At 69.8% G+C, this 26,423-nt stretch carries 19 protein-coding genes and 1 pseudogene; 10 read left to right on the top strand and 10 right to left on the bottom strand.

The window, feature by feature from the left end; genetic code table 11:
* Window position 1: 1 nt before the first annotated feature.
* Genes fdhE through fdnG form a run of 4 tightly spaced genes read right to left on the bottom strand, consistent with a single transcriptional unit; the run spans window position 2 to window position 5,718 of the window.
* Window positions 2–916 carry a formate dehydrogenase accessory protein FdhE gene (gene fdhE, locus ACZ5PO_RS22410; protein ID WP_464184010.1) on the bottom strand — a complete coding sequence of 305 codons (915 nt, stop codon included), beginning with the start codon at window positions 914–916 and terminating at the stop codon, window positions 2–4.
* Window positions 917–968: 52 nt separating this feature from the next.
* Complete coding sequence (locus ACZ5PO_RS22415; RefSeq protein WP_464184011.1) at window positions 969–1,676, bottom strand: formate dehydrogenase subunit gamma; 708 nt, start codon at window positions 1,674–1,676, stop codon at window positions 969–971.
* Window positions 1,673–2,614, bottom strand: a complete 942-nt coding sequence (gene fdxH, locus ACZ5PO_RS22420) for a formate dehydrogenase subunit beta (RefSeq protein WP_464184013.1) — start codon at window positions 2,612–2,614, stop codon at window positions 1,673–1,675. The genes ACZ5PO_RS22415 and fdxH overlap by 4 nt, the downstream gene beginning before the upstream one ends.
* Before the next feature lie 14 nt (window positions 2,615–2,628).
* Window positions 2,629–5,718 (bottom strand): formate dehydrogenase-N subunit alpha, encoded by a 3,090-nt coding sequence (fdnG, locus tag ACZ5PO_RS22425; RefSeq protein WP_464184015.1) that lies wholly within the window; start codon window positions 5,716–5,718, stop codon window positions 2,629–2,631.
* Window positions 5,719–5,985: 267 nt separating this feature from the next.
* On the opposite strand from fdnG, the gene selD reads away from it, so the two are divergent.
* The 5 genes from selD (at window position 5,986) to ACZ5PO_RS22450 (ending at window position 11,168) form a co-directional block, all read left to right on the top strand.
* On the top strand, window positions 5,986–7,065 hold the full coding sequence (selD, locus tag ACZ5PO_RS22430; protein WP_464184017.1) for a selenide, water dikinase SelD: 1,080 nt from the start codon (window positions 5,986–5,988) through the stop codon (window positions 7,063–7,065).
* A gap of 294 nt (window positions 7,066–7,359) precedes the next feature.
* Window positions 7,360–8,877, top strand: a complete 1,518-nt coding sequence (locus tag ACZ5PO_RS22435; protein WP_464184018.1) for an FAD-binding oxidoreductase — start codon at window positions 7,360–7,362, stop codon at window positions 8,875–8,877.
* Between the two features lie 87 nt (window positions 8,878–8,964).
* Window positions 8,965–9,333, top strand: a complete 369-nt coding sequence (locus ACZ5PO_RS22440; RefSeq protein ID WP_464184019.1) for a YciI family protein — start codon at window positions 8,965–8,967, stop codon at window positions 9,331–9,333.
* Window positions 9,330–10,574 carry an RNA polymerase sigma factor gene (locus ACZ5PO_RS22445; RefSeq protein ID WP_464184020.1) on the top strand — a complete coding sequence of 415 codons (1,245 nt, stop codon included), beginning with the start codon at window positions 9,330–9,332 and terminating at the stop codon, window positions 10,572–10,574. The genes ACZ5PO_RS22440 and ACZ5PO_RS22445 overlap by 4 nt, the downstream gene beginning before the upstream one ends.
* Before the next feature lie 72 nt (window positions 10,575–10,646).
* Window positions 10,647–11,168 (top strand): GFA family protein, encoded by a 522-nt coding sequence (locus ACZ5PO_RS22450; protein WP_464184021.1) that lies wholly within the window; start codon window positions 10,647–10,649, stop codon window positions 11,166–11,168.
* Here the strand turns inward: ACZ5PO_RS22450 and ACZ5PO_RS22455 are convergent.
* The gene (locus ACZ5PO_RS22455) at window positions 11,128–11,778 is read right to left on the bottom strand and encodes a TetR/AcrR family transcriptional regulator (protein ID WP_464184023.1); all 651 of its coding nucleotides are present in this window, start codon (window positions 11,776–11,778) and stop codon (window positions 11,128–11,130) included. The two genes, ACZ5PO_RS22450 and ACZ5PO_RS22455, sit on opposite strands and share 41 nt — an antisense overlap.
* 97 nt (window positions 11,779–11,875) lie before the next feature.
* On the opposite strand from ACZ5PO_RS22455, the gene ACZ5PO_RS22460 reads away from it, so the two are divergent.
* Window positions 11,876–12,700 (top strand): NmrA family NAD(P)-binding protein, encoded by an 825-nt coding sequence (locus tag ACZ5PO_RS22460; protein WP_464184024.1) that lies wholly within the window; start codon window positions 11,876–11,878, stop codon window positions 12,698–12,700.
* Window positions 12,701–12,967: 267 nt separating this feature from the next.
* On the opposite strand, the gene ACZ5PO_RS22465 is transcribed toward ACZ5PO_RS22460, so the two are convergent.
* The 3 genes and pseudogenes from ACZ5PO_RS22465 to ACZ5PO_RS22475 form a co-directional block, all read right to left on the bottom strand.
* Window positions 12,968–14,032 carry an alpha/beta fold hydrolase gene (locus tag ACZ5PO_RS22465; protein ID WP_464184025.1) on the bottom strand — a complete coding sequence of 355 codons (1,065 nt, stop codon included), beginning with the start codon at window positions 14,030–14,032 and terminating at the stop codon, window positions 12,968–12,970.
* A gap of 205 nt (window positions 14,033–14,237) precedes the next feature.
* Window positions 14,238–14,657 carry an Ohr family peroxiredoxin gene (locus tag ACZ5PO_RS22470; protein WP_464184027.1) on the bottom strand — a complete coding sequence of 140 codons (420 nt, stop codon included), beginning with the start codon at window positions 14,655–14,657 and terminating at the stop codon, window positions 14,238–14,240.
* Window positions 14,658–14,687: 30 nt separating this feature from the next.
* Window positions 14,688–16,001, bottom strand: a pseudogene (locus tag ACZ5PO_RS22475) (epoxide hydrolase family protein).
* Window positions 16,002–16,285: 284 nt separating this feature from the next.
* Between ACZ5PO_RS22475 and ACZ5PO_RS22480 the strand changes: the two are divergent.
* Window positions 16,286–19,135 (top strand): ATP-binding protein, encoded by a 2,850-nt coding sequence (locus ACZ5PO_RS22480; protein ID WP_464184028.1) that lies wholly within the window; start codon window positions 16,286–16,288, stop codon window positions 19,133–19,135.
* 32 nt (window positions 19,136–19,167) lie between these two features.
* Here the strand turns inward: ACZ5PO_RS22480 and ACZ5PO_RS22485 are convergent, their stop codons facing one another.
* Window positions 19,168–20,370, bottom strand: coding sequence for a saccharopine dehydrogenase family protein (locus ACZ5PO_RS22485; RefSeq protein ID WP_464184029.1), 1,203 nt, complete (start codon window positions 20,368–20,370; stop codon window positions 19,168–19,170).
* A 36-nt stretch (window positions 20,371–20,406) separates the two neighbouring features.
* Window positions 20,407–21,882 carry an aldehyde dehydrogenase family protein gene (locus tag ACZ5PO_RS22490; protein ID WP_464184030.1) on the bottom strand — a complete coding sequence of 492 codons (1,476 nt, stop codon included), beginning with the start codon at window positions 21,880–21,882 and terminating at the stop codon, window positions 20,407–20,409.
* A gap of 142 nt (window positions 21,883–22,024) precedes the next feature.
* Here ACZ5PO_RS22490 and ACZ5PO_RS22495 point away from each other — a divergent pair, with 142 nt between their 5' ends.
* From ACZ5PO_RS22495 to ACZ5PO_RS22505, 3 genes are read left to right on the top strand one after another with little or no spacing between them, the layout of a single operon-like run.
* Entirely contained in the window at window positions 22,025–22,711 is a 687-nt protein-coding gene (locus tag ACZ5PO_RS22495) for a TetR/AcrR family transcriptional regulator (RefSeq protein ID WP_464184031.1), read from the top strand.
* Complete coding sequence (locus ACZ5PO_RS22500) at window positions 22,708–24,732, top strand: hydantoinase/oxoprolinase family protein (protein WP_464184032.1); 2,025 nt, start codon at window positions 22,708–22,710, stop codon at window positions 24,730–24,732. Before ACZ5PO_RS22495 ends, ACZ5PO_RS22500 begins: the two co-directional genes overlap by 4 nt.
* The gene (locus tag ACZ5PO_RS22505) at window positions 24,729–26,399 is read left to right on the top strand and encodes a hydantoinase B/oxoprolinase family protein (RefSeq protein ID WP_464184033.1); all 1,671 of its coding nucleotides are present in this window, start codon (window positions 24,729–24,731) and stop codon (window positions 26,397–26,399) included. Before ACZ5PO_RS22500 ends, ACZ5PO_RS22505 begins: the two co-directional genes overlap by 4 nt.
* The last annotated feature ends 24 nt before the right edge of the window (window positions 26,400–26,423 follow it).

Here is a 26,423-nt window from a genome sequence, read left to right on the forward strand (position 1 = left end):
GTCAGTAGCCCAGCAGGAACGGATTGAAGCCACCGCGACGATACGCGCCCGTCTTCATCAGCACGTCAAGGCCGAGGCTCGCCACATCGTCGGCCACGGGCTCCAGATCCGCCTCCTTCACCTGGTAGAGCACCTTCACATAGGAGTGGCAGGCGTCGCAGGTCTCGGCCTTGATCGTGCCGTTGCCGCCGTCGACCTCCTGGTAGCCGATGCCCTTGGTGGAGCCGCAGAGCACGCATTTGATGCGCACGGTGTGCCAGAGCGTGCCGCAGAGCGCGCAGGCGCAGAAGCGCGTGCCGTGTGCGCCTCGCCAGCCGACCACCAGGGAGCTTGCCGGCGGGCCCCCGCAGCTCGGGCAGGCGCCGTCGCCGATCGGCACGAGCGCCTCGCCGTCGAGCCGGGCCGCGCAGCGGGCGAAGTGGACCTGCAAAGCCGCCGCCACGTAGACATGCTCGGCCAGCGTCTCGGCCGGAATGGAACTGGCGAGCACTGCTTGCAGCATGGCCTCACGCGCCGGTCCGTCCGCGGCGCTGACGCGCGCCAGCGCCTCGCGCGCCGCCGGCGGCTTTGGAATCTCCGCCGCCGCATCGAAGAGCGCCGTGAGCGTCGCCGTCAGCGCGGCATCAGCCATGGAGCGGGCCCGGTCGAGCGGCGGCATTCCGTGGGCGCGGGCGCGCGCTCGCACGGCGTCGTCGGGCATCTCCGGCTCGGGCAGGCCGTCCTGGATGCGGTACTGGACCTCGGTGAGATCGGCGAGGAAGCGCAGATAGGGGCCGATCTCGCTCCGCGCGGCGAGCGCCCTGAGGCGCAGGGTGCGGTCGATGAACAGCCGGGCCGGATCGGGGAGGCGCACGAACGGAGGGGACGAGACGTCGCCGATCACCGTCGGATCCGGCCGGACCTCATGCTCGCTCATCTCGAACCCTCACGAACCCGCCGGGCCACGTGATGCACACGCCTTGCACAACCTAGGAAGCGGAGGTCTTGCCGACCAGCCTCTTGCTGACCAGCTCGCGCAGCCACTTGCGGTGGTGCCGCCAGGCCCAGCCGCCGGTCACCCGGCCCTTGGTCATGGCGCCGATGGTGCCGCGGACCCAGATCGCCGCATAGACGTGGATGATCCACACGCAGATGATCACCACCGCCGCCAGGGCATGGACGAGGATGGCGACCCGCTTCTGCTCGATGCTGGTGAAAGCGAAGAAATACTCGTCCCAGACGACGATGCCGCTGCCGATCAGGGTGATGATCAGCGCCGACATGCCCCAGAAGACAAATTTCTGGCCGGCATTGTACTTGCCGAGCTCGGGCAGCTTCTCTTCGTCCCCCGCCAATACGTCCCGGATACGGCGCAGCCACGTATTGTCCTCGCTCTTCCAGAGATTGGCCTTCCAGAAGCGGATGAACAAGCCGGCGAAGGAGACGAACAGGACGACGCCGATCCACGGGTGGATGGCGCGCGTCCACTGGCCGCCGCCGAACAGCGCGGTGAGGAAGAACAGGCTTGGATGGAACAACGACAGGCCGGACAGGGCGAGCAGCACCAGCGAAACGGCGGTGATCCAGTGGTTGATCCGCGCCCCGACGGTGTAGCGGTCGACCGTCACCGGCTTGCCGGGGTGGACGTCGTCGCCGGGCTCGACGTCGTAGGCCGGGTCGCCGCCGTCGGGGGTCATGACCGTCTGCCCTCCGTCAGTTTCTCGGCGTTGGCCTCATCCTCCGGCGAGACGCGATTGGCGCCGGCGACGAGGTGGTGCACCACCGCGGCCGCAGCGGCCAGGCCCATGACGCCGAGGCCCACATACTTGCTCACGCCCTTCCACAGCTCAACGAGCGGGCTGATGGTCGGGTTCCGGGGCAGCCCGGCGTAGATCTCCGGCTTGTCCGCATGGTGCAGCACGTACATGACGTGCGTGCCGCCGACGCCGGGCGGATCATAGAGGCCGGCGTTGTCGAAGCCGCGGGACTTCAGGTCCTTGATGCGGAAGTCGGCCCACTGCTTCATCTCGTCCTTGGTACCGAACACGATGGCCTGGGTGGGGCAGGCCTTCTGGCAGGCCGGCCCCTGGCCCACGGCGACGCGGTCGGAGCACAGTGTGCACTTGTAGGCTTTGTGATCGACGTTCGAAATGCGCGGGATGTCGAACGGGCAGCCCTTCACGCAATAACCGCAGCCGATGCAGTTCTCGTGCACGAAGTCGACGATACCGTTCGAATACTGCACGATGGCGCCCGGTGCCGGGCAGGCCTTGAGGCAGCCCGGATCTTCGCAATGCATGCAGCCGTCCTTGCGGATCAGCCATTCGAGGTTCTTGGTCTGCGGGTTCTCCCACTCGGTGAAGCGCATCAGTGTGAACATGTCCGGCGTCAGGTCCGCCGGGTTGTCGTAGACGCCGACGTTCACGCCGATGGCCTGGTGCGTGTCGTTCCACTCGATGCAGGCGGCCTGGCAGGCCTTGCAGCCGATGCACTTGGAGACGTCGATGAGCTTGGCGACCTCCGTCTGCCGTGTGGCGGGCGGCGTCACTGTCGAGGCGGAGCGACGGATCAGGTCCTTGTCGCCGAACTTCGGCGGGGTGGAGGCGACGGGCGGGTTCGGGATCGGGGGAAACATCGGCCTGGCCCTCCCTACACCGACGCCGGCCCGGTCGAGGCTTCGAGATTGACGACGAAGGCCTTGAACTCGGGTGTCTCGATGTTGGCGTCGCCCACGAAGGGGGTCAGCACGTTGGCGGGAAAGCCCTTCTTGGCCGCGCCGACGAAGCCCCAGTGGATCGGAATGCCGACGATGTGGACGGTCTTGCCGTCGCAGATCAGCGGCTTGATCCGCTTGGTGACCACCGCCTTGGCGAACACCGAGCCGCGCTTCGACCACACGCGCACCCAGCCGCCCTTGGTGACACCCTTCTCCTGCGCCAGCTCCTCCGAGATCTCGACGAAGAACTCCGGTTGCAGCACCGCGTTCACGTGATTGTTCTTGGTCCAGTAGTGGAAGTGCTCGGTCAGCCGGTAGGTGGTCGCCGCGTAGGGGAATTCCGGCGAGGCGATGTCGGCGAACTGCGCGAAGTCGTCGGCGAACACCCTTGCCACCGGATTGCCGCGCACCTTGGGCGCGACGACGTTGGCGACCGGGCTCTCGAACGGCTCGTAATGCACCGGGAACGGCCCGTCCCGCATCATGCCGCGGGCGAACAGGCGCCCCACGCCCTCCGCGTTCATGATGAAGGGGCCGACATCCTGCGGCTTGGCGTTCGGGGCGATGTCGGGCACGTCGTAGCCCGTCCACTTCTGGCCGTCCCACTCGAGCAGCTTGCGCGAGGGATCCCACGGCTTGCCGTCGATGTCGGCGGAGGCGCGGTTGTAGAGGATGCGGCGGTTGGCCGGCCAGGCGAAGGTCCAGTTGGGGTAGGCACCGGTATCGCCGGGGTCGGAATTGTCGCGCCGCGCCATCATGTTGCCGGCCTCGGTGAAGGAGCCGGCGAAGATCCAGCAGCCGCCGGCGGTGGTGCCGTCGTCGCGCAGCTGGGCGAAGCTCGAGATCTGCTTGCCGGCCTCGAGCAGCTTCTTGGCCGGATCGGCCGGGTCAGGCACGTCCGCCACCACGTAGCCGTTCATCTCCTTGGTCAGCTCCTCCGGCGTCGGCAGGCTCGGGTCCTTGTAGGGCCAGTGCAGGTTGAGGATCGGGTCGGGGAAGGCGCCGCCTTCCTTGCGGTAGAGCGCCTTCAGGCGCAGGTGGATCTGCGCCATGATCCACGTATCGGGCTTGGCTTCGCCCGGCGGCGTGCCGCCGGCCCAGTGCCACTGGAGCCAGCGGCCCGAGTTCACCAGCGCTCCCTCGTCCTCCGCGAAGCAGGTGGTGGGCAGCTGGATCACCTCGGTCTGGATCGAGGCGGTGTCGACGTCGTTGTAAACGCCGTGGTTCTCCCAGAAGCGCGCCGTCTCCGTCTCCAGCGGGTCCATGACCACGAGCAGCTTGAGCTTCGACAGCCCTTCGACCAGCTTGGCCTTGTTGGGGAAGGCTTGCAGCGGGTTGAAGCCCTGGCAGAGATAGGCGGTCATCTTGCCCTGCTTCATGAGCTCGAACGCCCGCAGGATGTCGTAGTTGGGGACGTCGAGCTTCGGCAGCCAGTCGAAGGCGAAATCGTTCTCTGGCGTCGCGGCCGGCCCCCACATGGACTTGAGGAAGCTCACCAGGAACTTGCGGTAGTTCTGCCAATAGCTGGTCTGGTTCGGCCTGAGCGGCTTGAAGCCGCGGGTCGACATGTAGGCGGCGAGGTCAGGCTCCCGATCGGTGGCCAGGTTCATGTAGCCGGGCAGCGAGTTCGACAGCAGCCCGACGTCGGTCAATCCCTGGATGTTGGAGTGGCCGCGGAGCGCATTCATGCCGCCCCCGCGCACGCCGATGTTGCCCAGGATGAGCTGCAGCATCGCCATGGTGCGGATGTTCTGCGAGCCCTTGGAATGCTGGGTCCAGCCCAGCGCATACATCGAGGTCATCGCCTTGGAGGGCGATGAGCACGCGCCGATCATCTGCGCCACCGTCAGGTACTTGTCCTTGGGCGTGCCGCAGATGCGCTCCACCAGCTCGGGCGTATAGACGGCGACGTGCTGCTTCAGCAGGTTCCACACGCAGCGGGGATGCTGGAGCGTGTCGTCGACCACCGCGTAGCCGTCTGGGCCGATCTCGTAGTCCCAGCTGGAGCGGTCGTAGTCGCGCTTCTGCGCGTCGTAGCCGGTGAACAGCCCGTCCTGATAGGTGAAGCCCTCCTTCACGATGAAGCTCGCGTTGGTGAAGGTCTTCACATACTCCCACTGCACCTTGCCGTTCTGCATGCAGTAGTTGATGAGGCCGAGCAGGAAAGCGATGTCGGTGCCTTGCCGGATCGGCGCATAAAGGTCCGCGACCGACGCCGAGCGGTTGAAGCGCGGGTCGACGACGATGAGCTTGGCGCCGCGGTTGGCCTTGGCTTCGGTAACCCACTTGAAGCCGCACGGATGCGCCTCGGCGGCATTGCCGCCCATGATCACGACGAGATCCGTGTTCCGAATGTCGGTCCACGAATTGGTCATTGCGCCGCGGCCGAAAGTTGGGGCGAGACTCGCCACCGTTGGGCCGTGTCAGACCCTCGCCTGGTTGTCGAAGGCCAACATCCCGGTACTTCGCATCACTTTGTAGGTGGCGAAGGCGGTCTCGTTGGTGGTGGCCGAAGCTGCGAGGATGCCGCTCGTGATCCACCGATTGACGGTCACGCCGGCGTCGTTCTTGGCGATGAAGTTCTTGTCCCGGTCGTCCTTCAGGACCCGAGCCACCTTGTCGAGCGCCTCGTCCCACGTGATGCGCTCGAAGCGGTCGGAGCCCGGCTTGCGGCGCATCGGGTATTTCAGGCGCGTCTCGGATTTCACGATGCTGAGCAGCGCCGCGCCCTTGGGGCAGAGCGTGCCGCGATTGGTGGGGTGGTCCGAGTCGCCCTCGATGGCGGTGATCTCGGCCGTCTCGCCCTTCTTGAGGTCGCCCTTCGAGTACAGGATGATGCCGCAGGCCACCGAGCAATAGGTGCAGGTGTTGCGGGTCTCCGTGGTGTTGACGAGCTTGAAGGGCCTGATGGCCGCCGCGTAGGCGGCCTCGACGTCGCCGAAGCCGAACGCCCCAAGCGCTGTGCCGGCGACACCCGCGCCTGCCGTACGCAAGAACGCGCGGCGCGAGAGCTCCATATTCATCTGGCGTCTCCCAGATAGCCACCCCGACCGTGCAAGGCATGGGGGTACCGCATGCGGCGATGCTATTTTTGAACCGTTCTGATGTCAAACAGGCGGGGGATCGCCAAAAGTATAAATACGTGTGTTTTGAAAATAACTTATCGGGAATATCGAGCTTGCGTCCGGGCCCGCGGCGGCTCTTGTCGGTCGCCCCCCGAGGCTCCAGACTGGCAACCTGCGGTAGCCTCGACGCGCGGCTGCCGGCGCCGAAAAAGGAGGTATCGCTCCATGGCTCTGCCATCCCCTGCCGACGCGGTCGATGATACCCCAATCCGGCTGACGAGCCTCGCCCACGGCGGCGGCTGCGGCTGCAAGCTGGCGCCGGCCGTTCTGCAGGAGCTGCTCGCCGGGCAGCCCGCAGCCGCGCCGTTCCGCCAGCTGCTCGTCGGCACCGAAACGAGCGATGATGCGGCCGTCTGGCAGCTCGACGACGAGCATTGTGTCATCGCCACCACGGATTTCTTCATGCCGGTGGTCGACGACCCGCGCGACTTCGGACGGATCGCCGCCACCAACGCCATCTCCGACGTCTATGCCATGGGCGGGCGGCCGATCTTCGCGCTGGCCATTCTCGGCATGCCGCTCGGCCGGCTGTCGACGGGTGTGGTGCGCGAGATCCTGGCGGGCGGCGCGGCGGCCTGCGCCGAGGCCGGCATCCCGGTGGCCGGTGGCCATTCCATCGATGCGCCCGAGCCGATCTACGGCCTGGCCGTCATCGGCACCTGCCGGCCCGGCGAGGTGCGCCGCAACGCGGGCGCGCGTCCGGGGGACGTCCTCATCTTGACCAAGGCGCTCGGCGTCGGCGTCTATTCCGCCGCGTTCAAGAAGGAGACGCTGTCGGCCGCGGCTTACGCGGAGCTGATCGCCAGCACTACCCTGCTCAACCGCATCGGCGCCGAGCTTGGCCGCGAGGAGGCAGTGCATGCGGTCACCGACGTGACCGGCTTCGGTCTCCTCGGCCATGCCCTCGAGATGGCGCGCGGCTCGGGCGTCACGCTCGCCATCCGCGACGGTGCGCCGGCGCTGTTCGCCGAGGCCGAGCGGTTGGCCCAGGATGGCTTCGTCACCGGCGCCTCGCATCGCAACTGGGACAGCTACGGCGCGGAGGTGACGCTGCCGCCCGACCTGCCGGTGTGGCGGCGCCATCTGTTGACTGACCCGCAGACCTCCGGTGGCCTGCTGGTCGCCTGCGCCGCCACTGAGGCCGATGCACTGCTCACCCGTATCGTCGCCGCAGGCTATCCGGCGGCCCGCCGCATCGGCGTCGTCGAGCCGGGTGTTCCTCGGGTCCGCATCGACGAAAGCTGATCCCTGCCGGCGCTGTTGAAGGCGCCGCCCGATCCAGCGATGATCGCGTGGCGGCTACGATGAGCCGGCAAGCGGGAGGGACCATGACCGAGGTCGACCGCCGCGGCTTCCTCCATTCGGCCACGGGCGCGGCGCTGGCCGCGGCTGCGCCGTTGCAGGGCGCTGCCGCCGCGCCCGCGGGCGAGCCCGATTGGGCGCCGCTGCGCGCGGCGGTGGGAGAGCGGCTGATCAGGGTCGCCCCTGGCCGAGTGTATGGCCCACGGCGGGGCAGGGGCGGAGGCTCTGTTTGCCCGATTGAAGAACCCGTTCTACCTGGGCGACGAGCCGGCGCTCACTCAGACGCTGGGATGGACCGACGCCTGGACCTCGCGGGCCAGCCCCTACGCCGTCCAGGCCCGATCGGCGGCGGACGTCGCCGCCGCGGTCGTCTTCGCCCGTCGCGCGGGCCTGCGCCTGGTGGTGAAGGGCGGCGGCCACAGCTACTTCGGCAACTCCAACGCCGAAAGGGCGCTGCTGCTGTGGACGCGGGCGATGAATGCCATCGAGCGGCACGACGCGTTCGTGGCGGACGGTGCGCCGGCCGGCACGGCACGGCCGGCCGTCTCGGTCGGTTCCGGTGCCCTGTGGGGTAACGTCTACCGCGCGGTGTCGGTGGAGGGCGGCCGCTACGTCCAGGGCGGCGGCTGCCTCACCGTCGGCGTTGCCGGCCTCGTCCTCGGCGGCGGCTTCGGCAGCCTGTCCAAGGCCTACGGCACCGGCGCGGCCAGCCTGCTGGAGGCGGAGGTGGTGACCGCCGACGGGCAGGTCCGCATTGTCAACCCGTGGCGCGAGCCCGAGTTGTTCTTTGCGCTCCGGGGCGGTGGCGGCGGCACGTTCGGCATCGTCACCCGGCTCACGCTGGCGACCCATCCGCTGCCGGCCACCATCGGTGCCGTGCAGGTCGTCATCACGGCGCGGAGCGACGCCGCCTGGGCGGCGCTGGTGGCGCGCACCGTCGAATTCTATGCGGCGGCGCTGTTCAACCCGGACTGGGGCGAGCAGCTGGGCTTCGGTCCCGGCCGGCGGCTCACCGTGGCGATGGTGTTCCGCGGGCTCGATCAGGGCGCGGCACGGGCGCTGTGGCAGCCGTTCCTCGCTGCGCTTGCCGCCCATGCGGATTATGAGATCGTGGGCGAGCCGTTCATCGCGGCCATCCCGGCGCAGCGCTTCTGGGATCCCGCCCTGCTCAAGTCCGTTCCCGGCGTGGTGCTGGCCGACGATCGGCCGGGTGCGTCGCCGAACGACATCTTCTGGGCGTCCAACCTGGGCGAGGCCGGACAGGTGCTGCAGGCTTACCAGTCCGCCTGGCTGCCGGCGCGTCTGCTCGAGGAGGAGAGCCGCGGCGCACTGGTCGATGCGCTCGTCGCCGCCTCCGGCCACTGGAGGGTCACGCTGCACACCAACAAGGGGCTGGCGGGCGGCGCGCCCGAGGCGCTCGCCGCCACGCGCGAGACGGCGACCAATCCCGCGGTCAACGACGCCTTCGCGCTCGCCATCGCGGCGGCGGTGGCGCCGCCGGCGTGGCCCGGCATTCCCGGCCATGAGCCCGACCTGGCGGCCGGGCGGCGCAATGCCGCCGCGGTTGCCCGAGCGATGGCGCCGCTCCGGCAATTAGCGCCGCAGGCGGGCGCCTACGTGTCGGAGAGCGACTTCTACGAGCCTGACTGGCAGCGCGCCCACTGGGGCAGCCATTATCCGCGGCTCGCGGCGGCCAAGCAACGTTACGACCCTGACAACGTCTTTCGCGGTCACCATTGCGTCGAGCCTGGGTGACGGGGCGCAAAAAAATTGCGGCGGCATGTCGAATCCTGGCAACGGGCGACGACAAGGGGCATCCATACGCCAAGGAAGGAGCCTCCCATGCGTTATGTCTGCCTCGTCTATTTCGATCCGCAGAAAGTCTTTAGCCAGACCGACGAGGAGTTCGCCGCATTGGGCTGCGACTCCGGCGCCTACGACGACGAGCTCAAGGCGGCCGGCCATCTGGTGGTGGCCCATGCCTTGAAGCTCCCGTCGGAGGCGGTGACGGTGAAGATGCGCGACGGCAAGATGTCGATGACCGACGGGCCGTTCGCCGAGACCAAGGAGGTCCTCGGCGGCTTCGTCCTGATCGAGGCCCGCGACCTCAACGAAGCCGCACGCATCGGCGCCGGCATTCCGCTGGCCAAGATGGGCTCGATCGAAGTGCGCCCGGTGGTGGATTTCAGCGAGCCGCGTCCGCGGCTATGAGCAGCGCAGCGGCTGCGCATGACGCCCTGGAGGCGGTGTACCGCGCCCAGGCGCGGCGCGTGCTGGCGACATTGATCCGCCTGCTCGGCGGCTTCGACGCGGCCGAGGAGGCCCTGCACGAGGCCTTCACGGCCGCCGCCGAACAATGGCCGCGCCACGGCATGCCCGCCAACCCCTTTGCGTGGCTGGTGTCGGCCGGCCGCTTCCGCGTCATCGACCGCTGGCGCCGGCAGGCCCGGGTCGCCAGCGTCCTGCCGGATCTGGCCGCCCTGGCCGACCAGCCCACGGAGCCAGCAATGGCAGAGACAGTGCAGGACGACGAGTTGCGGCTGATCTTCATCTGCTGCCACCCGGCGCTGGCGCCGGATGCGCGTGCGGCGCTGACCCTGCGTGAGGTCGCGGGCCTCACCACCGAGGAGATCGCCCGCGCCTACCTCGTCTCGGCGCCGACCATCGCCCAGCGCATCGTCCGGGCCAAGGCGCGGATCCGCGACGAGGCCATCCCCTACGAGGTGCCCGCCGCGGCCGACCTGCCGGGGCGGCTCGAGAGCGTGCTGCGGGTGATCTACCTGATCTTCAACGAGGGCTACACGGCGACCGACGGTCCCGAGCTGGTGCGCGCCGACCTGTGCCGGGAGGCCGTCCGCCTGGCGCGGCTGGCGCTCCACCTGCTGGACGAGCCCGAGGCCCAGGGCCTGTTGGCGCTGATGCTGCTGCACGAGGCGCGCCGCGCCGCCCGCACCGATGCGGCCGGCGACCTGGTGCTGATCGAAGACCAGGACCGCACGTTGTGGGACCGAGCCGCCGTCGCCGAGGCGCAGGGGCTGATCGAGCGGGCACTGACGTCGCGCCGCTTCGGGCCCTACACCTTGCAGGCCGCCATCGTGGCTGTCCACGCCGAAGCGCCGAGCGCATCCGCCACCGACTGGGCGCAGATCGTGGCGCTCTATGCCGTTCTGCTGCGCGCCGATCCCTCGCCGGTCGTGGCGCTCAATCGGGCGGTCGCAGTCGGCATGCGCGACGGGCCGGAAGCAGGTCTCGCCGCCATCGAGGCCGTCATGGCGCAGGGTGGGCTGGATGCCTACCATCTGGCCCACGCTGCGCGCGCCGACATGCTCCGCCGGCTCGACCGGGCGGACGAGGCCAGAACGGCCTACACACATGCGCTGGCCCTGGCGCGGCAGCCGGCCGAGCGCCGCTTCCTCGAAAAGCGCCTCACGGCGCTCGGCCCGCGCCGTTGAGCGCCGCCGGCCGTGGACTGACGAACTGGGATGGACCGGCCACGGTGGCCTCATGACGTGCGGAGGAATGCCATGATCGCCCGATGTGCCTGTGGAGGCGTCGAGCTCGCAGTCGTGGGTGCGCCGATCACGTGTGCGGCGTGCTACTGCGACGATTGCCAGGAGGGCGCCCGCCGGATCGAAGCGCTGCCGAACGCGGTGCCGCTACGCGATCCGGACGGCGGCACCGCCTACGTGCTCTACCGGAAGGACCGTGTCGCCTGCACCAGGGGCGCCGAGCTCCTGCGGGACGACAAGATCCGCGCCGCATCCGCCACCAGCCGGGTCGTCGCCACCTGCTGCAACACCGGCATGTTCGTGAGGGTGGACGGCTGGGGCCACTGGCTGTCGGTGTATCGGGCGCGGCTGCGCGGCGCCGTGCCGCCGCTGCAGATGCGCGTCGGCACGAAGTTCAAGCCGGCGGACAGCGTCATTCCTGCCGACGTGCCGAGCTACCCGACGTTCCCGCTGCGCTTCGTCGCCAGGCTCGTCGCGGCCAAGGTGGCGATGCTGCTCAGCCGAGCGCCGAGAGATCGCGGGGCAGCAGGCGCTTGAACAGCGTGAGCAGGCGCTCGGCGTCCGCAGGCGGCAGCGTGATGGCCTGGCGGACGGCGGCGGCGATCAGCGTCATCGTCAGCTGCGAAAAGGTCGCAAGGACGGGAGCGGGCGCGTCCGGCGCCATCGGGCGCAGCGCCTCGGCCAGCAGACCGGACAGGTAGGCGCCGTCGTCCTCGTCGAGCTTCTGCAGCGCCCGGTCGGCCTGGGTCGCTGTCCAGATGTCGCGCATGACGGGCTCGTCGAGGAACATCCGGTAGTAGCTGTCGGTGATGCGGCAGAGCGCCGGATGCAGGTCCGCCGGTTCTTTGACCGCGGCCAGGTCGCGCTGCACGCAGGCGCGGCCGATGGCGTTGTAGCGCTCGGCCAGCGTGCCGATGAGCGCCGTCTTGTCCGGAAAATACTGGTAGAGCGAACCGAAGGCGACGCCCGCGCGCTCGACGATGTCGCTCATGCGGAAGGCGTCGCTGCCCTTCTCGGCCATCACCTGCGCCGCGCAGGCGAGGATGCGTTCGAAGCGCTCGCGGCTGCGCGCCTGCGTCGGCACGAGGCGTGCCAGCCCCTGCGGGCTCGGCTCGGCAGCTATCCGCTTCCCCGTCTTTCCCGCCATGGGCCTCTCCAAACAGATATTGACGTCGCTAATACGAGAGTTTATCGCTTTTCACAAATGCGAGATTATCTCGCATTTAATGGAGAGGAGCCGTCCCATGTCCGAGCGTCCCGTTCTGATCATCGGTGGCAGCGGTAAGACCGGCGCGCGCGTCAACAGCCGGCTCGGCGCGCGCGGCATCGCCACCCGGCTGGTGTCGCGCTCCACGCCGATCCCGTTCGACTGGACCAGGTCCGAGACCTGGGCCGGTGCACTGGACGGCGTGTCCAAGGCCTATGTCACCTATCAGCCCGACCTCGCCGTCGAAGGCGCGGCCGACGCCGTGGCCGAGCTCGGCCGTCTTGCCCGGGAGCGCGGCCTCGAACGCGTCGTGCTGCTGTCCGGTCGCGGCGAGCCGGGGGCGCAGCGTGCGGAAGCGGCATTGCAGGCCGCGGGCGTCGCCTGGACCATTGTGCGTGCGAGCTGGTTCGACCAGAATTTTTCCGAGGGCTACCTGGTCGACGGTGTGCGGGCCGGCGCGGTCGTCCTGCCGGCCGGGGCCGTGCCCGAGCCCTTCATCGATGCGGACGACATCGCCGATGTGGCCGTTGCGGCGCTGACCGACGCGCGCCACGCGGACAAGCTGTATGAGGTGACAGGCCCGCGTGCGCTCACGTTTGCCGAGGCGACGGCGGAGATCGCCGCCGCCGTCGGCCGTCCGATCCGCTATGAGCAGGTCACGTCCAAGGACTTCACTGCCGGCCTGCGTCAGGCCGGCGTTCCGGAGGATGTGGTGGCACTGCTGGACGAGCTCTTCACCGTCGTTCTCGACGGACGCAATGCGCAGGTCATGCACGGTGTCGAGGACGCGCTGGGACGTCCGGCTCGCGACTTTTCCGACTATGCCCGTGCCACTGCGGCGACCGGTGTCTGGAGCGCCTGAGACAGGCGTCAGCCGCCGTGGGCGAGGGCCCTCATCCAGCGAGCGGGTTGCCGCAACGGCGCCGCCGTCCGGCCTGCCCAACGCTCGCTCGCCGAGACAGGCGATGCTGGCGACGCACGCGTCGAAGGCCCTCGCCAGGTCGGCCGGGGTCGGGACGGCGACGGGCTGCCGCGCGGCACGCTGCAGGACCGTAGCGTAGAAAGGTCCGCTGCGCCTGGCGAAGGCGCGCCACAGCGCATCGGGAAGCTCCGTCCGTCTCGGCGGCGGTCAGAGGGTGGCGACGTCGACGATCGCTTCGGCGAAGGCGTGCGGCGCTTCCTGGGGCAGGTTGTGGCCGATGCCGCCCGCGACCAGGCGGTGGGCGTATTGGCCCGAGAACTTCTTGGCATAAGTGCTTGGGTCGGGGTGCGGCGCCCCGTTGGCGTCGCCTTCCAGCGTGATGGAGGGCACGGTGATGACCGGGAATGCGGCCAGCCGCGCCTCCAGGGCGTCGTACTTGGGCTCGCCCTCCGCCAGGCCGAGGCGCCACCGGTAGTTATGGATCACGATGGCCACGTGATCGGGATTGTCGAAGGATGCCGCGGTGCGGGCGAAGGTGGCGTCGTCGAAGCGCCACTGCGGCGATGCGAGCCGCCAGATGAGCCGCGAAAAATCGGCCCGGTATTGCGTATAGCCGGCGCGGCCCCGCTCGGTGGCGAAGTAGTATTGGTACCACCACTGCAATTCGGCCTGGGGCGGCAGCGGCATGCGGCCAGCCTCCTGGCTGCCGATCAGATAGCCGCTCACGGACACCATGGCCCGGCAGCGCTCGGGCCACAGCGCCGCGATGATGTTGGCCGTCCGCGCGCCCCAGTCGAAGCCGCCGATGATCGCCCTGTCGATCTTCAGCGCATCCATCAGGGCGACGATGTCCATGGCGATCACCGATTGCTGCGCGTTTCGCGGCGTCGCGTCCGAGAGGAAGCGCGTCGCGCCGTAGCCGCGCAGGTACGGAACGATGACCCGGTACCCCGCCGACGCCAGCAGCGGCGCGACGTCGACATAAGCGTAGATGTCGTAGGGCCAGCCGTGCAGCAACAGCACCGGTGGGCCGTCGGCCGGGCCGTCCTCGGCGTAGCCGACGTTCAGAGCGCCCGCGTCGATCTGCTTCAGCGCGCCGAAGGACGTATGGCTCCCTGGCGTGACGGGCGGCAGCTTCGCCGGAGCCGAATCCGCGGCTTGCGCCTGCGCCCGGGCGATGCCGAGCTGCGCGGCAGCGACGGTGGCCATGACGGCGCCGAAGAAGCGGCGTCGAGCGCCGTCGACCGGCTGGGACGTTGCGTTCTGAGCCATGGGTGATGCTCCGTGCTGCGAGGGTGTCGAACGTGGGCCGGCGCAAGGGGGCCGCCCGACTGATTCAGATGAATGGATGGGCACGCTCCCAGAGCACTCCGCTCCGATCAGTCCGCCCGATCGGGAGATGTTCCAGGCTTCGAACCCTGGCCGTTGCGTCCCGATCCGTTGCCCCTGGCCGACGCCCGCGGCGCGCATCGTGGCCTCAGGCCAACGTGATGGCGACGGCAATGTTGCCGCGTACGGCGTTCGAGTAGGGGCAGGCCGCGTGGGCGGCGTCGACGACGGCCTGCGCGACCTCGCGCGCGAGCCCCGGCACGGCGATGATGAGGCGGGCACGCAGCGTGCAGCCGTCGTCGGCCAAGGCGAGATCCACCTCGGCATCGACGGTGACCCCCGCCGGCAGCCGAACGCCCATCGCCCCGGCGGCGCGCGCCATGGCGTCTTCGAAGCAGGCCGACCAGGCGGCGGCGAAGAGCTGCTCCGGATTGGCGCCGGCGCCCGGGCCGCCAGGGAGCGAGAGCCTCAGATCCAGCCGTCCGTCGGAGCTGCGCGACACCCCCTTGTCGCGGCCGCCGGTGGTGCGGACGCGCGCCGTGTAGAGCAGCTTCGGGTGCTCCTTCATGGCCAGGCCTCCCTCGGCTGCCATCCCGGATCAGCGCAGGGACCTGAACGAGGCCCTCATCTCGGCGGTAAACAGCGCCGGCTGCTCCCAGGCGGCGAAATGGCCGCCCTTGTCGGGCCGGTTGTAGTGGATGAGCTTGGGATAGGCCTGCTCGGCCCAGCTCTGCGGCGCCTGATAGATCTCGTCGGGAAAGGCGCTGACGGCGACCGGGATCTTGAGGCCGCGGACGTCGAAGAAGCCGCCCTTTGCGACCTGCGCCGTGTCCCAATACAGGCGCGCCGAAGAGATGGCCGTGTTCGTCAGCCAATAGAGCGTGACGTTATCGAGCACGTCGTCGCGGGTGAGCCCTTCCGGCTGGCCGTCGAAGGCGCGGGCGATCATCCGGTAGCTGCGGATGTCGTGGTCGAGCATCCACGCCGCGAGGCCGACGGGGGAGTCGACCAGCCCGTAGAGGGTCTGCGGACGATTGTTCATCTCGATCGCATAGCCCAGGCCCTTCCTGTAGAAGTCGTCCAGCTGATCCCAGGCGCGTTGCTCCTCGGCATTGAGGCCGGCGGGCGCAGGGCCGCCCTCGGCGAGCGCCTTGGCGACAGGGGCCGGAACCGTTGCGGCCATGTTGGTATGGATGGCGAGCAGCCCCGGTGGCTGTTGCAGGGCCATGGTCTCGGAGATGGCGTTCCCCCAGTCGCCGCCCTGGGCGACATAGGTGGCATAGCCGAGGCGCTGCATCAGCGTTGCCCAGGCGCGGGCGATCCAAACGGGCGTCCATCCCGGCTCGGTCGGCTTGGCGGAAAAGCCGTATCCCGGCAGCGACGGGATGACGAGGTGGAAGGCATCCGCCTCGGTGCCGCCATGGGCCGTGGGGTTCGTCAGCGGTTCGATGATCTTCATCTGCTCGATGATCGAGCCCGGCCAGCCGTGCGTGACGATCATCGGCAGCGCGTGGTCGTGCTTGGAACGCACATGGATGAAGTGGATGGTGAGGCCGTCGATATCGGTGACAAACTGCGGCAGGGCGTTGAGCCGCGCCTCGACCTGCCGCTAATCGTGGCTTGCCAGCCAGTATTGCGCGAGTTTTTGTATGGTGGCGAGGCGAACGCCCTGAGAGTCGTCCCTGACGGTCTCCGGCTCGGGCCAGCGGGTGGCGGCAACGCGCCGACGGAGGTCGGCCAGCTCTCCATCCGGGATGTGGACCTGGAACGGACGGACGGCATCGGTCGACGTTGCCGCGATCGCGGATTGTGGCGGCAGCATGGTCGCGGCGCCGACAACGAGCGCGCCTGCCGCGGCGCCCAGGACTTCACGGCGGTCGAAACCGCTGCATGGACGTTCTTCGGTCTTCATGGTCGACTCCCGAATGTGGTCGAAGCGAAAATGGCGGCTGCCAACCCTGCCGCAGCGGCTCCCGCAGGCAGGCGGTGTCGCGCGAGCGGAGGCGACAGTCCGCGCATGGTCTCGATTCCCGTCCAGGCAGCGAAGGATCCTGCGGCTCGAGACATAGAGGGCGGTCGCCCGCAGCACCCGTTATGCGTTATGAGAAGGTGTTAGCGCTTGCCGGCAACGGCGAGCCTGCAGGGGAGCGCCTTGCTCTGGTCGGGGGCCGGCAAAGCGATACCGCGACGAGCCCGATGATCCACCGCACCGGCACGGACATTTCCTTCGGCCCGTTCACCTTCGTGGCGAACGCGCGGCTCCTCCTGAGAGACGGTGCGGCTGTCGAGCTGGGGGCCCGCGCCTTCGATATTCTCGCCGCCTTGGCCGCCCGCCCGAACGAGATCGTCAGCAAGAAGGAGCTGCTGGCGCAGGTCTGGCCGGACGTCGCCGTCGAAGAGGGCAGCCTGCGCTTTCACATGACCCGTCTGCGCAAGGCGCTGGGCGACGGCAAGGATGGCGCACGCTACATCGCCACCCTGACCGGGCGGGGCTATTGCCTGGTCGCGCCGGTCTCACGGCCCGGCGGCGGAGACGAGGCGCAGAGGGAGGTCGGAGCCCGCTATCCGCAGGCCAATCTGCCGAGCCGACTGGCGCGAATGGTGGGACGCGCCGATGACGTGGCGGGACTCTCCGCGCAACTGATGGCGACGCGTTTCGTCACCCTCGTCGGCACCGGCGGCGTGGGCAAGACCACCGTCGCGGTCGCTGTGGGGCATGGGCTGGTCGAGGCGTTCGGCGGCGCCGTCAACTTCGTCGATCTCGGAGCGCTGAGCGATCCTCATCTCGTCGCCACGACCGTGGCCTCGACGCTGGGGTTGTCCGCGCAGCCCGACCACGCCTTGCCTGCGCTGCTCGCCCATCTGGCCCAGCGGCGTACCCTGCTCATCCTCGACACCTGCGAGCATGTCATCGATGCCGCAGCGGAGGTGGCGTCCCGCATCTTCGCCACCGCGCCGCAGGCCCACATCCTGGCGACGAGCCGCGAGGCGCTGCATGTGGAAGGCGAGCACGTCCACAAGCTGGCGCCGCTGCGGTGCCCGCCGGACGACCCGGACCTCGGCGCGGCTGCGGCGCAAGCGTTTCCGGCAACGCAGTTGTTCGTGGAGCGGGCGGCCGCCGCCGGTGTCGCGCTCGCGCTCGACGACGCGGACGCAGCGGTGGTGACCGGCATCTGCCGCAAGCTCGACGGCGTGCCGCTGGCGATCGAGCTGGCGGCGGGGCGGGTGGTGAGCTACGGCCTGCGGCAGACGGCGGCGCTGCTGGACGAACGGCTGACCTTGTTATGGCCCGGGCAGCGGACCGCGCCGCCGCGCCAGAAGACGCTGCAGGCCACCCTCGACTGGAGCTACGGGCTGCTGTCACCCTTCGAGCGGCTGTTGCTGCGCCGGCTCGCCGTGTTCGTCGGGCCCTTTCCGATCGACGCGGTGCTGGCCGTCGTGACGAGCGCCACGGTTGACGAGACGATGGTGTTCGGCGCCATCGACAGCCTGGTCGCCAAGTCGATGGTGGCGACGAGCCCGGCCGGCGCAATGATGCGCTACCGGCTGCTCGATACGACGCGGGCTTATGCCCATCAGCTCAACGTGGACGACGCCGAGCTCCCGCGCATCGCCGCGCGCCACGCCGGCTACTATCTCGGCTGGCTCGACGAGGTCGGCGCCGAATGGCCGAGCCTGTCGAGCGCGACGCAGCGCGCGCTGCATCTTGCCAATCTCGCCAACGTGCGCGCGGCGCTGCAGTGGTGCTTCGGGCCCCCCGGCGACATTGGGCTCGGCATCCGGGTCGCGGCCGCAGCAGCTCCGGTCTTTCTGTCCATGTCCCTGCTGACGGAATGCCATCGCTGGGCCGGCCAGGCGCTCGAGGCGCTGGGTGCGGAGACCCGGGGCGGTCGCGAGGAGATGCACCTGCAGGCAGCGCTCGGTGTCGCGTTGATGTTCACGCGCGGCGGGAAGGACGCCGCGGGCGCAGCATTGCAGAGAGGCTTCGGCATTGCCGAAGCGCGTGGCGACGCGCGCGATCAGCTTCAGGTTCTCGGCCCGCTGCAGATGTTCCATTTGCGCGTCGGCGAGTTCAGGATAGCGCTGCGCTACGCCGAGCGCTGCGCCGTGATCGCTGCGAGCCTCGAGGACCCGGTGTCCACGGCATTGGCGCATGCGTTGATGGGGATGTCGCTCCATCTCGGCGGAGAGCTCGCCCGCGCGCAGACGGCGCTGGAGGCGGCGGTTCGGTCCGAGCCGCGGTCCGACCGCAGCACGTCGAACTACCTCGGCTTCGACGGCCGGATATTGGCCGGTGCCATCCTGGCCCGTACGCTCTGGCTGCGCGGCTATCCGGATCAGGCGGTGGCGCGTGCGCTGCTGACCACCGAGGAGGCGCAGGCCCTCGGCCATCCGCTGACCCAGTCCATCGCGCTGGTCTGGGCCGTGTCGGTGCTGCTCTGGGTCGGCGATCTCGATCGGGCGCAGGCCTTTATCGATCGCCTGTTCGCGCGGGCGGAGCTGCACTCGCTCGGGCCCTATCTGGCGGTGGGGCGCGGCTTCAGGGGCGAGCTCGCGATCCGCCGCGGGGCTGCAGCGCGCGGCGTGGAGGACTTGCAGGCGAGCCTCGCGGAGCTGCACGCAGCCCCCTACGAACTGCTCACCACGCCGTTGCGCATCGCCCTGCTTCAGGCGCTCGTGGCGACCGGGCGCTTCGACGCGGCCGCGGCCCTGAGCGCCGAGACGATCCAGTCGATCGAGGCGGGTGGCGACCTCTGCTACCTGCCCGAGTTGCTGCGCCTCGAGGGCGCGCTCGCGTTGACCGGACCGCACCCGACGACCGGCGAGGCGGAGGCGTGCTTCATGCGCGCGCTGGAGCTCAGCCGCCGGCAGGGCGCCCGGGCCTGGGAGCTGCGGGCCGCGACCAACCTGGCCGCCCTGCTGGCCGGCCGTGGCGAAGGCGAGCGGGCGCAGACCCTGCTCCGGCCGCTGGTCGCAGGGTCGTGCGAGGGCGCCGCCACGGTCGATGTCGCCGCTGCCAGGCGTCTGCTGGCGCGGCTCGGCTGAGCGAGCCCGACCGGCACCGCGTCTCCGCTCCTCTATCCGTCGGCCGGCTCCACGGCGATGTCGGTCAGCACCTTGAAGTGGCGCGCCTCGAGCTCGGCGAAGAAGGGCTCCACCGCGAAGTATTCCTCGGGCCCCCATACGCCGGGCACGGGGGGCTGCCGCATGAGCAACTGCACGCCGACGGACAGGCCCATGGACGTCGCGGGGTCGACGTAGCCGGCGTAGCTCGGGTGGGGCGCGACGGCGATGCCCTGGTTGACGGTGCAGCGCAGGCCGTCGCGCTCGCCGTGGCCGATGGCGAAGCGGACCTCGTGGCCCTCCTGCTCCGGGATGCTGCCCTTGTTGCGTTCCACGTGGCGGCGGATCAGCGCTTCCAGGAAGGCGCCGGGCCGCACCGCGACGCCGTCGACGGTGACGGCGTCGTCGAAATCGCCGAAGCCCGCCTTCACCAGGCCGACCCAGGCCTCGTGCTCGGCGCGCGGCAGGTGCAGCTTCCAGGTGAACTCGCGGATCCCCTTGTCGCGGATGCCGGCGGCGAACGGCACGGTCAGCGGCTCGGAGTGCTGCGTGTACATGAACTCGGTGAGGCCCCAGGGCTCCGGCAGGCGCAGCCGCTCCTGGCCGGTGCGGGGCGGCACCTCGCGCAGCTCACCGTCGAGGAACTGCATGGAGCTGCGGCCGTATTCGGCGAGCAGCGTGGAGACGTTGTAGGGCGGCACCAGCACCGGGCTCTCCGGCCCGAACCGGGCCGCCGCCCAGTACAGGTTGATCCGCTCCACGCGGTCGAGCCGCTCGGCGACGGCCTTGCAGACCATGTTGGAGATGCCGGGGTCGGCGCCCAATCCCAGGATCGCGGTCAGGCCTGCGGCCTTCCAGGCCTCCGCCTCGCGCTTCTGCTGGACCGTGTAGACGCCCATGCCGCCGTAGTCGACATAGGTGGTCCGCGTCGCGAAGCAGGCGTGGAAGATCGCCATCTGGTGGCCGGCGAAGGTCGGCACGGCATTGATGCAGATGTCGGCGTCGGCCAGCAGCGCGTGCAGCGCGCGCGCATCCGCCACATCGAAGTCGAGGGCGCGCACGCGCCGATCGGCGACTTCGGCAACGAGCTGGCCGGCCCGCTCGAGCGAGGTGTCGGCCACGACGAGCTCGGTCATCTCAGGCAACGCCGAGGCCGTGAGGTCGCGGACGGTGCCTGACGCCATGGCTCCCGCACCGCCGAGCACGATGATACGCATCATTCCTCCGGTAAAACTGGGACCCGTGGTCCGCAATCAGGGCTTAAGGTACCAGCCCCAGGGCTCGGTCGAGCGGTAGGTCGTCACCTGCTTGACCTCGAGGTAGTTGCGCAGGCCCCATTCGCCGAGCTCGCGGCCGATGCCGCTGCTCTTCACGCCGCCCCACGGCGCCTGCGTAAAGGTGGGCTGCGAGCAGTTCACCCAGACGATGCCGGCGTCGAAGCCGCGCGCCGCCCGTTCGCATCGCGCCGGATCGGCGGACATGACCGCGGCGGCGAGGCCGAACGCGGTGTCGTTGGCCAGCGCGAGCGCCTCCGCTTCGGTGCGGAACGTGCGCACGCTCAGCACCGGTCCGAAGATCTCCTCGCGCCAGGCGACGGTCGAGCGGCCGGGCGGTTCCGCCAGGATGGTCGGGGCGTAGAAATAGCCGCGGGGCAGGGCCGCCGGACGGCCGCCGCCGCAGATGAGCTCGGCGCCTTCGGCAACGGCGGCCGCCACGAAGCCGGATACCTTTTGGTGCTGCCCTTCGCTGACGAGCGGCCCGAGCAGGGTGCCGGGCGCGAGCCCGTCGCCGATGCGGATGCGGCCGGCCTCCTCGACCAGGCGCGCCAGCAGGCGCGGCGCCAGGCTCTCCTCGACGATGAGCCGTGAGGTGGCGCTGCAGACCTGCCCCTGGTTCCAGAAGATGCCGAACAGGATCCATTCCACCGCTGCGTCGATGTCGGCGTCAGCAAACACTACGATCGGCGATTTGCCGCCCAGCTCGAGGCTGACGTTCTTGATGTCCTGGGCGGCGGCGGACATGATCGTTCGGCCTGTCGGCACGCTGCCGGTGAAGGCGATCTTGCGCACGGAGCGGTGCGCTGCGAGCGGCGCGCCCGCCGCAGAGCCAGTGCCGGTCACCACGTTCAGCACGCCGGCCGGCAAGCCCACCTCCTCGGCGATCGCCGCCAGCTCCAGCGCGGTGAGCGGCGTGAGCTCGGAGGGCTTCAGCACCACGGTCGCGCCCGCCGCCAGCGCGGGCGCCACCTTCCAGGCGGCCATCAGCAGCGGATAGTTCCAGGGGATGATCAGGGCGGCCACGCCGCACGCCTCGTGGCGCACCCGGCTGACGAAGCGCTCGTCCGGCAGGGCGATCTCTTCGTCCTGCCGCCCGTCCAGCTCGTCGGCGAGGCCGGCATAGAAGTCGAAGCAGCCGGCCGCATCGTCGATATCCCAGAGCGCCTCCGGCAGCGGCTTGCCGTTGTCGAGCACCTCCAGCCGGGCGAGGTCGTCGCGCCGCTCGGCGATGCGCCGGGCGATCAGCCGGAGAAACGCCGCCCGCTCGCGACCGGGCACCGCGCGCCACGCCGCGAAGGCGCCCGCGGCCGCGGCGACGGCCCGATCGATATCCGCCGCCTCACCGGCCGCGACATGGTGGAGAACCTCCTCCGTGGCCGGATTGACGACCGCGATGTGCCCGCCCGCCCGGGCATCGATCCAGGCGCCGTCGATGAAGAGCTTCGCCCGCATGGCCCTGCACCTCTCTCGGCCCCCGCGGGGCGCTTGCGGCCGCGTCAACGCCGGCCGCAGGTGAAAATTTATTCCGGCCAGTTGCATATTACCTTCGACTGAAATAGTCTAGTGACGTGTAAAAATTGGAGACGATCGGTTGGTGAGACGAGCCGCCCTGTCAACCGCGCCCGCGCCGGGCAACAGCCACGCGGGGCCGTACGACGGACTGCGCCAGCGCAAGAAGGCCCAGCAGCGCTCACAGATGCTCGACGCGGCGCTGCTGCTGCTGCGCGAGCGCGGCTACGAGCAGACGCGGCTCGAGGATGTGGCGCGCGTCGCCGACGTGTCGCTGAAGACCATCTACAACTACTTCCCCTCCAAGCAGGCGATCCTGATCGAGCTGCTGCGGGCGGACAGGCAACGCCTCGTCGATGCCTACGAGGCCGTGGTGGCCGACCCGCCGGGCGATCTGGCCGAGGCGCTGGCGCGCCTGATGCACGCCGACATCGGCGACGTCATCACCGCGCAGGACAAGGCCCTGTGGCGGGAGTTGCTGGCTGCCGAGACACGCTCCCACGCCAGTCCGGATGATGGATTCGAGCAGAACAGAAACGTATTTAAGGATTTCGTGCAGCGGCTGTTGAAGCAGTTCGAGGCCCGCGGGCGGCTGGGCGGCCCTGTCGATCTGCGCGTGGCGGCCGACATGGTCTACGCGCTGCTGATGTATGACTTCCGCATCTACTGTAGCTCGGACTCGATGACGCCGGATGATTTCCTCGTGATGACGCGCCAGCAGACGCGTCTGCTCGTGGCCGGTTGGGCCGTTCCGGACGGAGCCGCACCATGATCAAGATGGCCGTCGAGGTCGGCGGCACCTTCACTGACCTGATCTGGGTCCAGGATGGCAAGGTCAGGAGCCACAAGGTCCCGTCGACGCCGCACGATGCCTCGATTGGCGTGATCGACGGCCTGCAGTCCGCCCTCGGCGATGGCCTGGCCGGCATGACCGAGCTGTTCCACGGCTCGACGGTGGCAACCAACGCCGTGATCGAGCGCAAGGGCTGCCGGGCCGGGCTGGTGACCACCCGCGGTTTCCGCGATCTGCTCGCGCTCCAGCGCCAGCTGCGGCCGAACGTCTACGCCATCGCCTGTCGCAAGCCCGAGCCGCTGGTGCCGCTGGCGCGCGCCATCGAGGCCGCCGAGCGGCTCGACGCCGACGGTCAGGTGGTCGCGCCGCTCGACGAGCCCGGCTTCCTGGCGACGCTCGACACGCTGATGGCCCGCGAGCAGCCGGAGGCGTTGGCCGTGTGCCTGCTCCATTCCTATCGCGATGGCACGCACGAGCGGCGCATCCGCGCGCTCGTGGCGGAGCGCTACCCCGACCTGCCGGTGGTGCTGTCGTCGGAGGTGCTGCCGACGTTCCGCGAGTACGAGCGTGCCTCGACGACGGCCATGGCGGCCTATCTGGTCCCGCTCGTCGGCCGCTACCTCGGGCATCTCGAGACCTATCTGAGCGAGCGGGCGCCGGGCAGTGACCTGTTCGTCATGCAATCGTCCGGTGGCGTGTTGCCCAGCGCCGGCGCGCACGACCGCGGCGTCGACATGCTCAACTCGGGGCCGGCGGCCGGCGTCATCGGCGCGGTGCGTGTCGCCGGCATCATCGGCGACCGTGACGTGATCACGCTCGACGTGGGCGGCACCAGTTCCGACATCTGCCTGATCCGCGACGGCGCGCCCGGCGTGACCTCGGAGACCGAGGTCGACGGCCTACCCGTCGGCCTGCCGAGCATCGACATCGCCAACATCGGCGCCGGCGGCGGCAGCCTCGGCTGGATCGACGCGGGTGGCATGCTGCAGGTGGGGCCGCGCTCCGCCGGCGCCCGGCCGGGGCCCTCCTGCTACGGCCACGGCGGCACCGTGCCGGCGCTGACCGACGCGCTCGTCGAGCTCGGCTGGATCCGGCCGCACCGCTTCCTCGGCGGGCGCATGACCTTGCAGCCCGAGCTGGCGCGCGCGGCCCTGGCCACACTCGGCTCGGCGGCGGCCGCGTCGGCACAGGCGATGGTCGAGATCGCTGCCGCGCATATCGGTCAGGGCATCCGGCTGGTGTCGGTGCAGCGCGGGCACGACCCCAAGGACTACGCACTCTACGGCTACGGCGGCATGGGGCCGATGATCAGCGCGCTGGCGGCCGAGGACCTCAAGATCGAGCGTGTCGTCATCCCGCCCAACCCCGGCCTGTTCTCGGCGTTGGGCCTCCTGGTCGCCGACCTGAAGCGCATCTACCGCGAGACCAGCTTCTTGCCCGTGGACGACGAGGTCGGGCCGCGCGTGCTGGCGGCGTTCCAGCGGCTGCGCGAGCGCGCGGCGGCCGAGTTCAGCGCCTTCGGCCGCCCGGCCGCCGCCATCGTCTTCGAGCACGCCGTCGAGATGCGCTACCAGGGCCAGGGCTTCGAGCTGCTGGCCGACGTGGACGCGGGACGGCTTGCCGGGGAGGGGAGGCCCTATCTGGAGGCGTTGTTCCAGGAGACGCACCGCGCCCGCTACGGGGCGGTCTCGCGCGATCCGGTGGAGATCGTGACCCTGCGGCTGGTCGCACAGATACCCGCCGACCGTGCCACCCTCGACGAGCTGACGCGTGGACCGGCCGCCGACGTGGAGCCCGAGATCGAGGAGGGCACCATCACCTTCCGCGGCGCGGCCCTGCCGTGCCGGTTTGCCTGGCGGGCCTCGCTGCTGCCCGGCTACGTGCTGCGCGGCGCCGCCATCGTCGAGGAGCCGACGGCGACGACGCTGGTGCCGCCGGGCTGGACGGCCACGGTAGACCGCACCGGCGCCCTCATCCTGTCGCCGGAGACACGGCCATGAGCAGCACCAGAGGCCTCAATCCCGCGACCTTCAACATCATCAGCCATGGCCTGCACGGCATGGCTCAGGAGATGGGCGAGAAGCTCGTCCGCTCGGCCTATTCGACCATCATCCGCGAGGCGCGCGACTGCTCGACCTCGTTCCTCGACCGCGACGGCCGCATCATCGCCCAGGCGCAGTTCTGCCCGATCCACATGAACTCGTTCGGCAAGGTCTTCGAGGCCTTTGCCAGGCGCTACGACCTCACGACGATCCGCCCCAACGAGGGCCTGATCACCAACGACCCCTATAGCGGTGCCCAGCACCTCAACGACATCGTGCTGTTCACGCCGGTGTTCTACCAGGGCCGCCTCGTCGCCTTCAGCGCCTCGCTCGGCCACCACATCGACGTCGGCGGCGGGGCCGCCGGGCCGAATGCGGGCGCCACCGACGTCTTCTCCGAGGGCCTGCGCATCCCGCCGGTCCGCTTCGACGTCGAGCGGGACCTGGGCGACGGCCTCTTGGAGCAGTTCATCCGCATCAACGTGCGGCCGCCGGATCAGGTGATGGGCGACATCTACGCCCAGCTCGCGGCCAACCGCACCGGCGAGCGCCGCTTCATCGAAATGCTGGACCGCTTCGGCGAGGAGACGGTGCTCGCGGCCGCAGCCGAGCTGCAGGACTATTCCGAGCGGCTGGCGCGAGAGGCGCTCAAGGAGATCCCGGACGGCGTCTACGAGGCCGAGGATTTCGTCGACGACAACGGCTTCACCGACGAGCCGCTGCGCGTCGCGGTGAGGATCACCATCAGCGGCGACACCGCCGAGATCGACTTCGCCGGCAGCGCGCCGCAGACCAAGGGCATGATCAACTCGCCGCTGGCCTCGACGGTGTCGGCCGCCTACGGCGCCTTCGCCATCCTGCTCGGCGGCGGCCGCATCCCGGTGAACGACGGCCTCTATCGGCCGATCCGGCATGTCCACGTGCCGCACGGCTCGTTCCTCAACCCGAGCCAGCCGGTCGCGGTGCGTGCCCGCAACAACGCCTGCCACCGCGTCTACAACGCCATCATGCTGGCCATGGCCGACGTCGTGCCCGAGCGGGTGCTCGCCTCCGGCCACGACACCACCAACGCCGTCGGCATGGGGCACATGGGTCGCGACCGCTACCGCGTCTACATGGAGGTGGTGGGCGGCGGCTGGGGCGCCTCGGCGCAAGCGGATGGGGCCGACGTGGTCGACGGCTACGTGGGCAATTGCTCCAACGTGCCGGTCGAGTCGCTGGAGGCCGACTACCCGTTCATGCGGGTTGAGGAATATGCGCTGCGCCGCGGCTCGGCCGGGGCGGGCGCCCACCGCGGCGGCCTGGGCGCGCGGCGCGTCTACCGCATCCTCGACGACGGCGTCACCTTCAACAGCTACTCCGACCGCTTCCGAATCCGGCCCTGGGGCCTGCACGGCGGCGAGCCCGGCGCGCCGTCGCGCTTCACCGTGGAGCGCGATGGAGAAGCCCTGCCGCTCGTCTCGAAGGGCAACGTGCCGCTACAGCGCGGCGACAGGCTGATCATCGAGACCGCCGGCGGCGGCGGCTTCGGCCCGCCGTCCAGGCGCGACCCGGCCCTTGCCGCCGCGGACGCCGAAGCCGGCCTCGCCGGCACCGATACCGGGCGCGGGCCTCCACCGACCTAGCTTTCTCAACCCGACAGCTGCCGG

Source organism: Chelatococcus sp. KU-N122 (assembly GCF_055391085.1).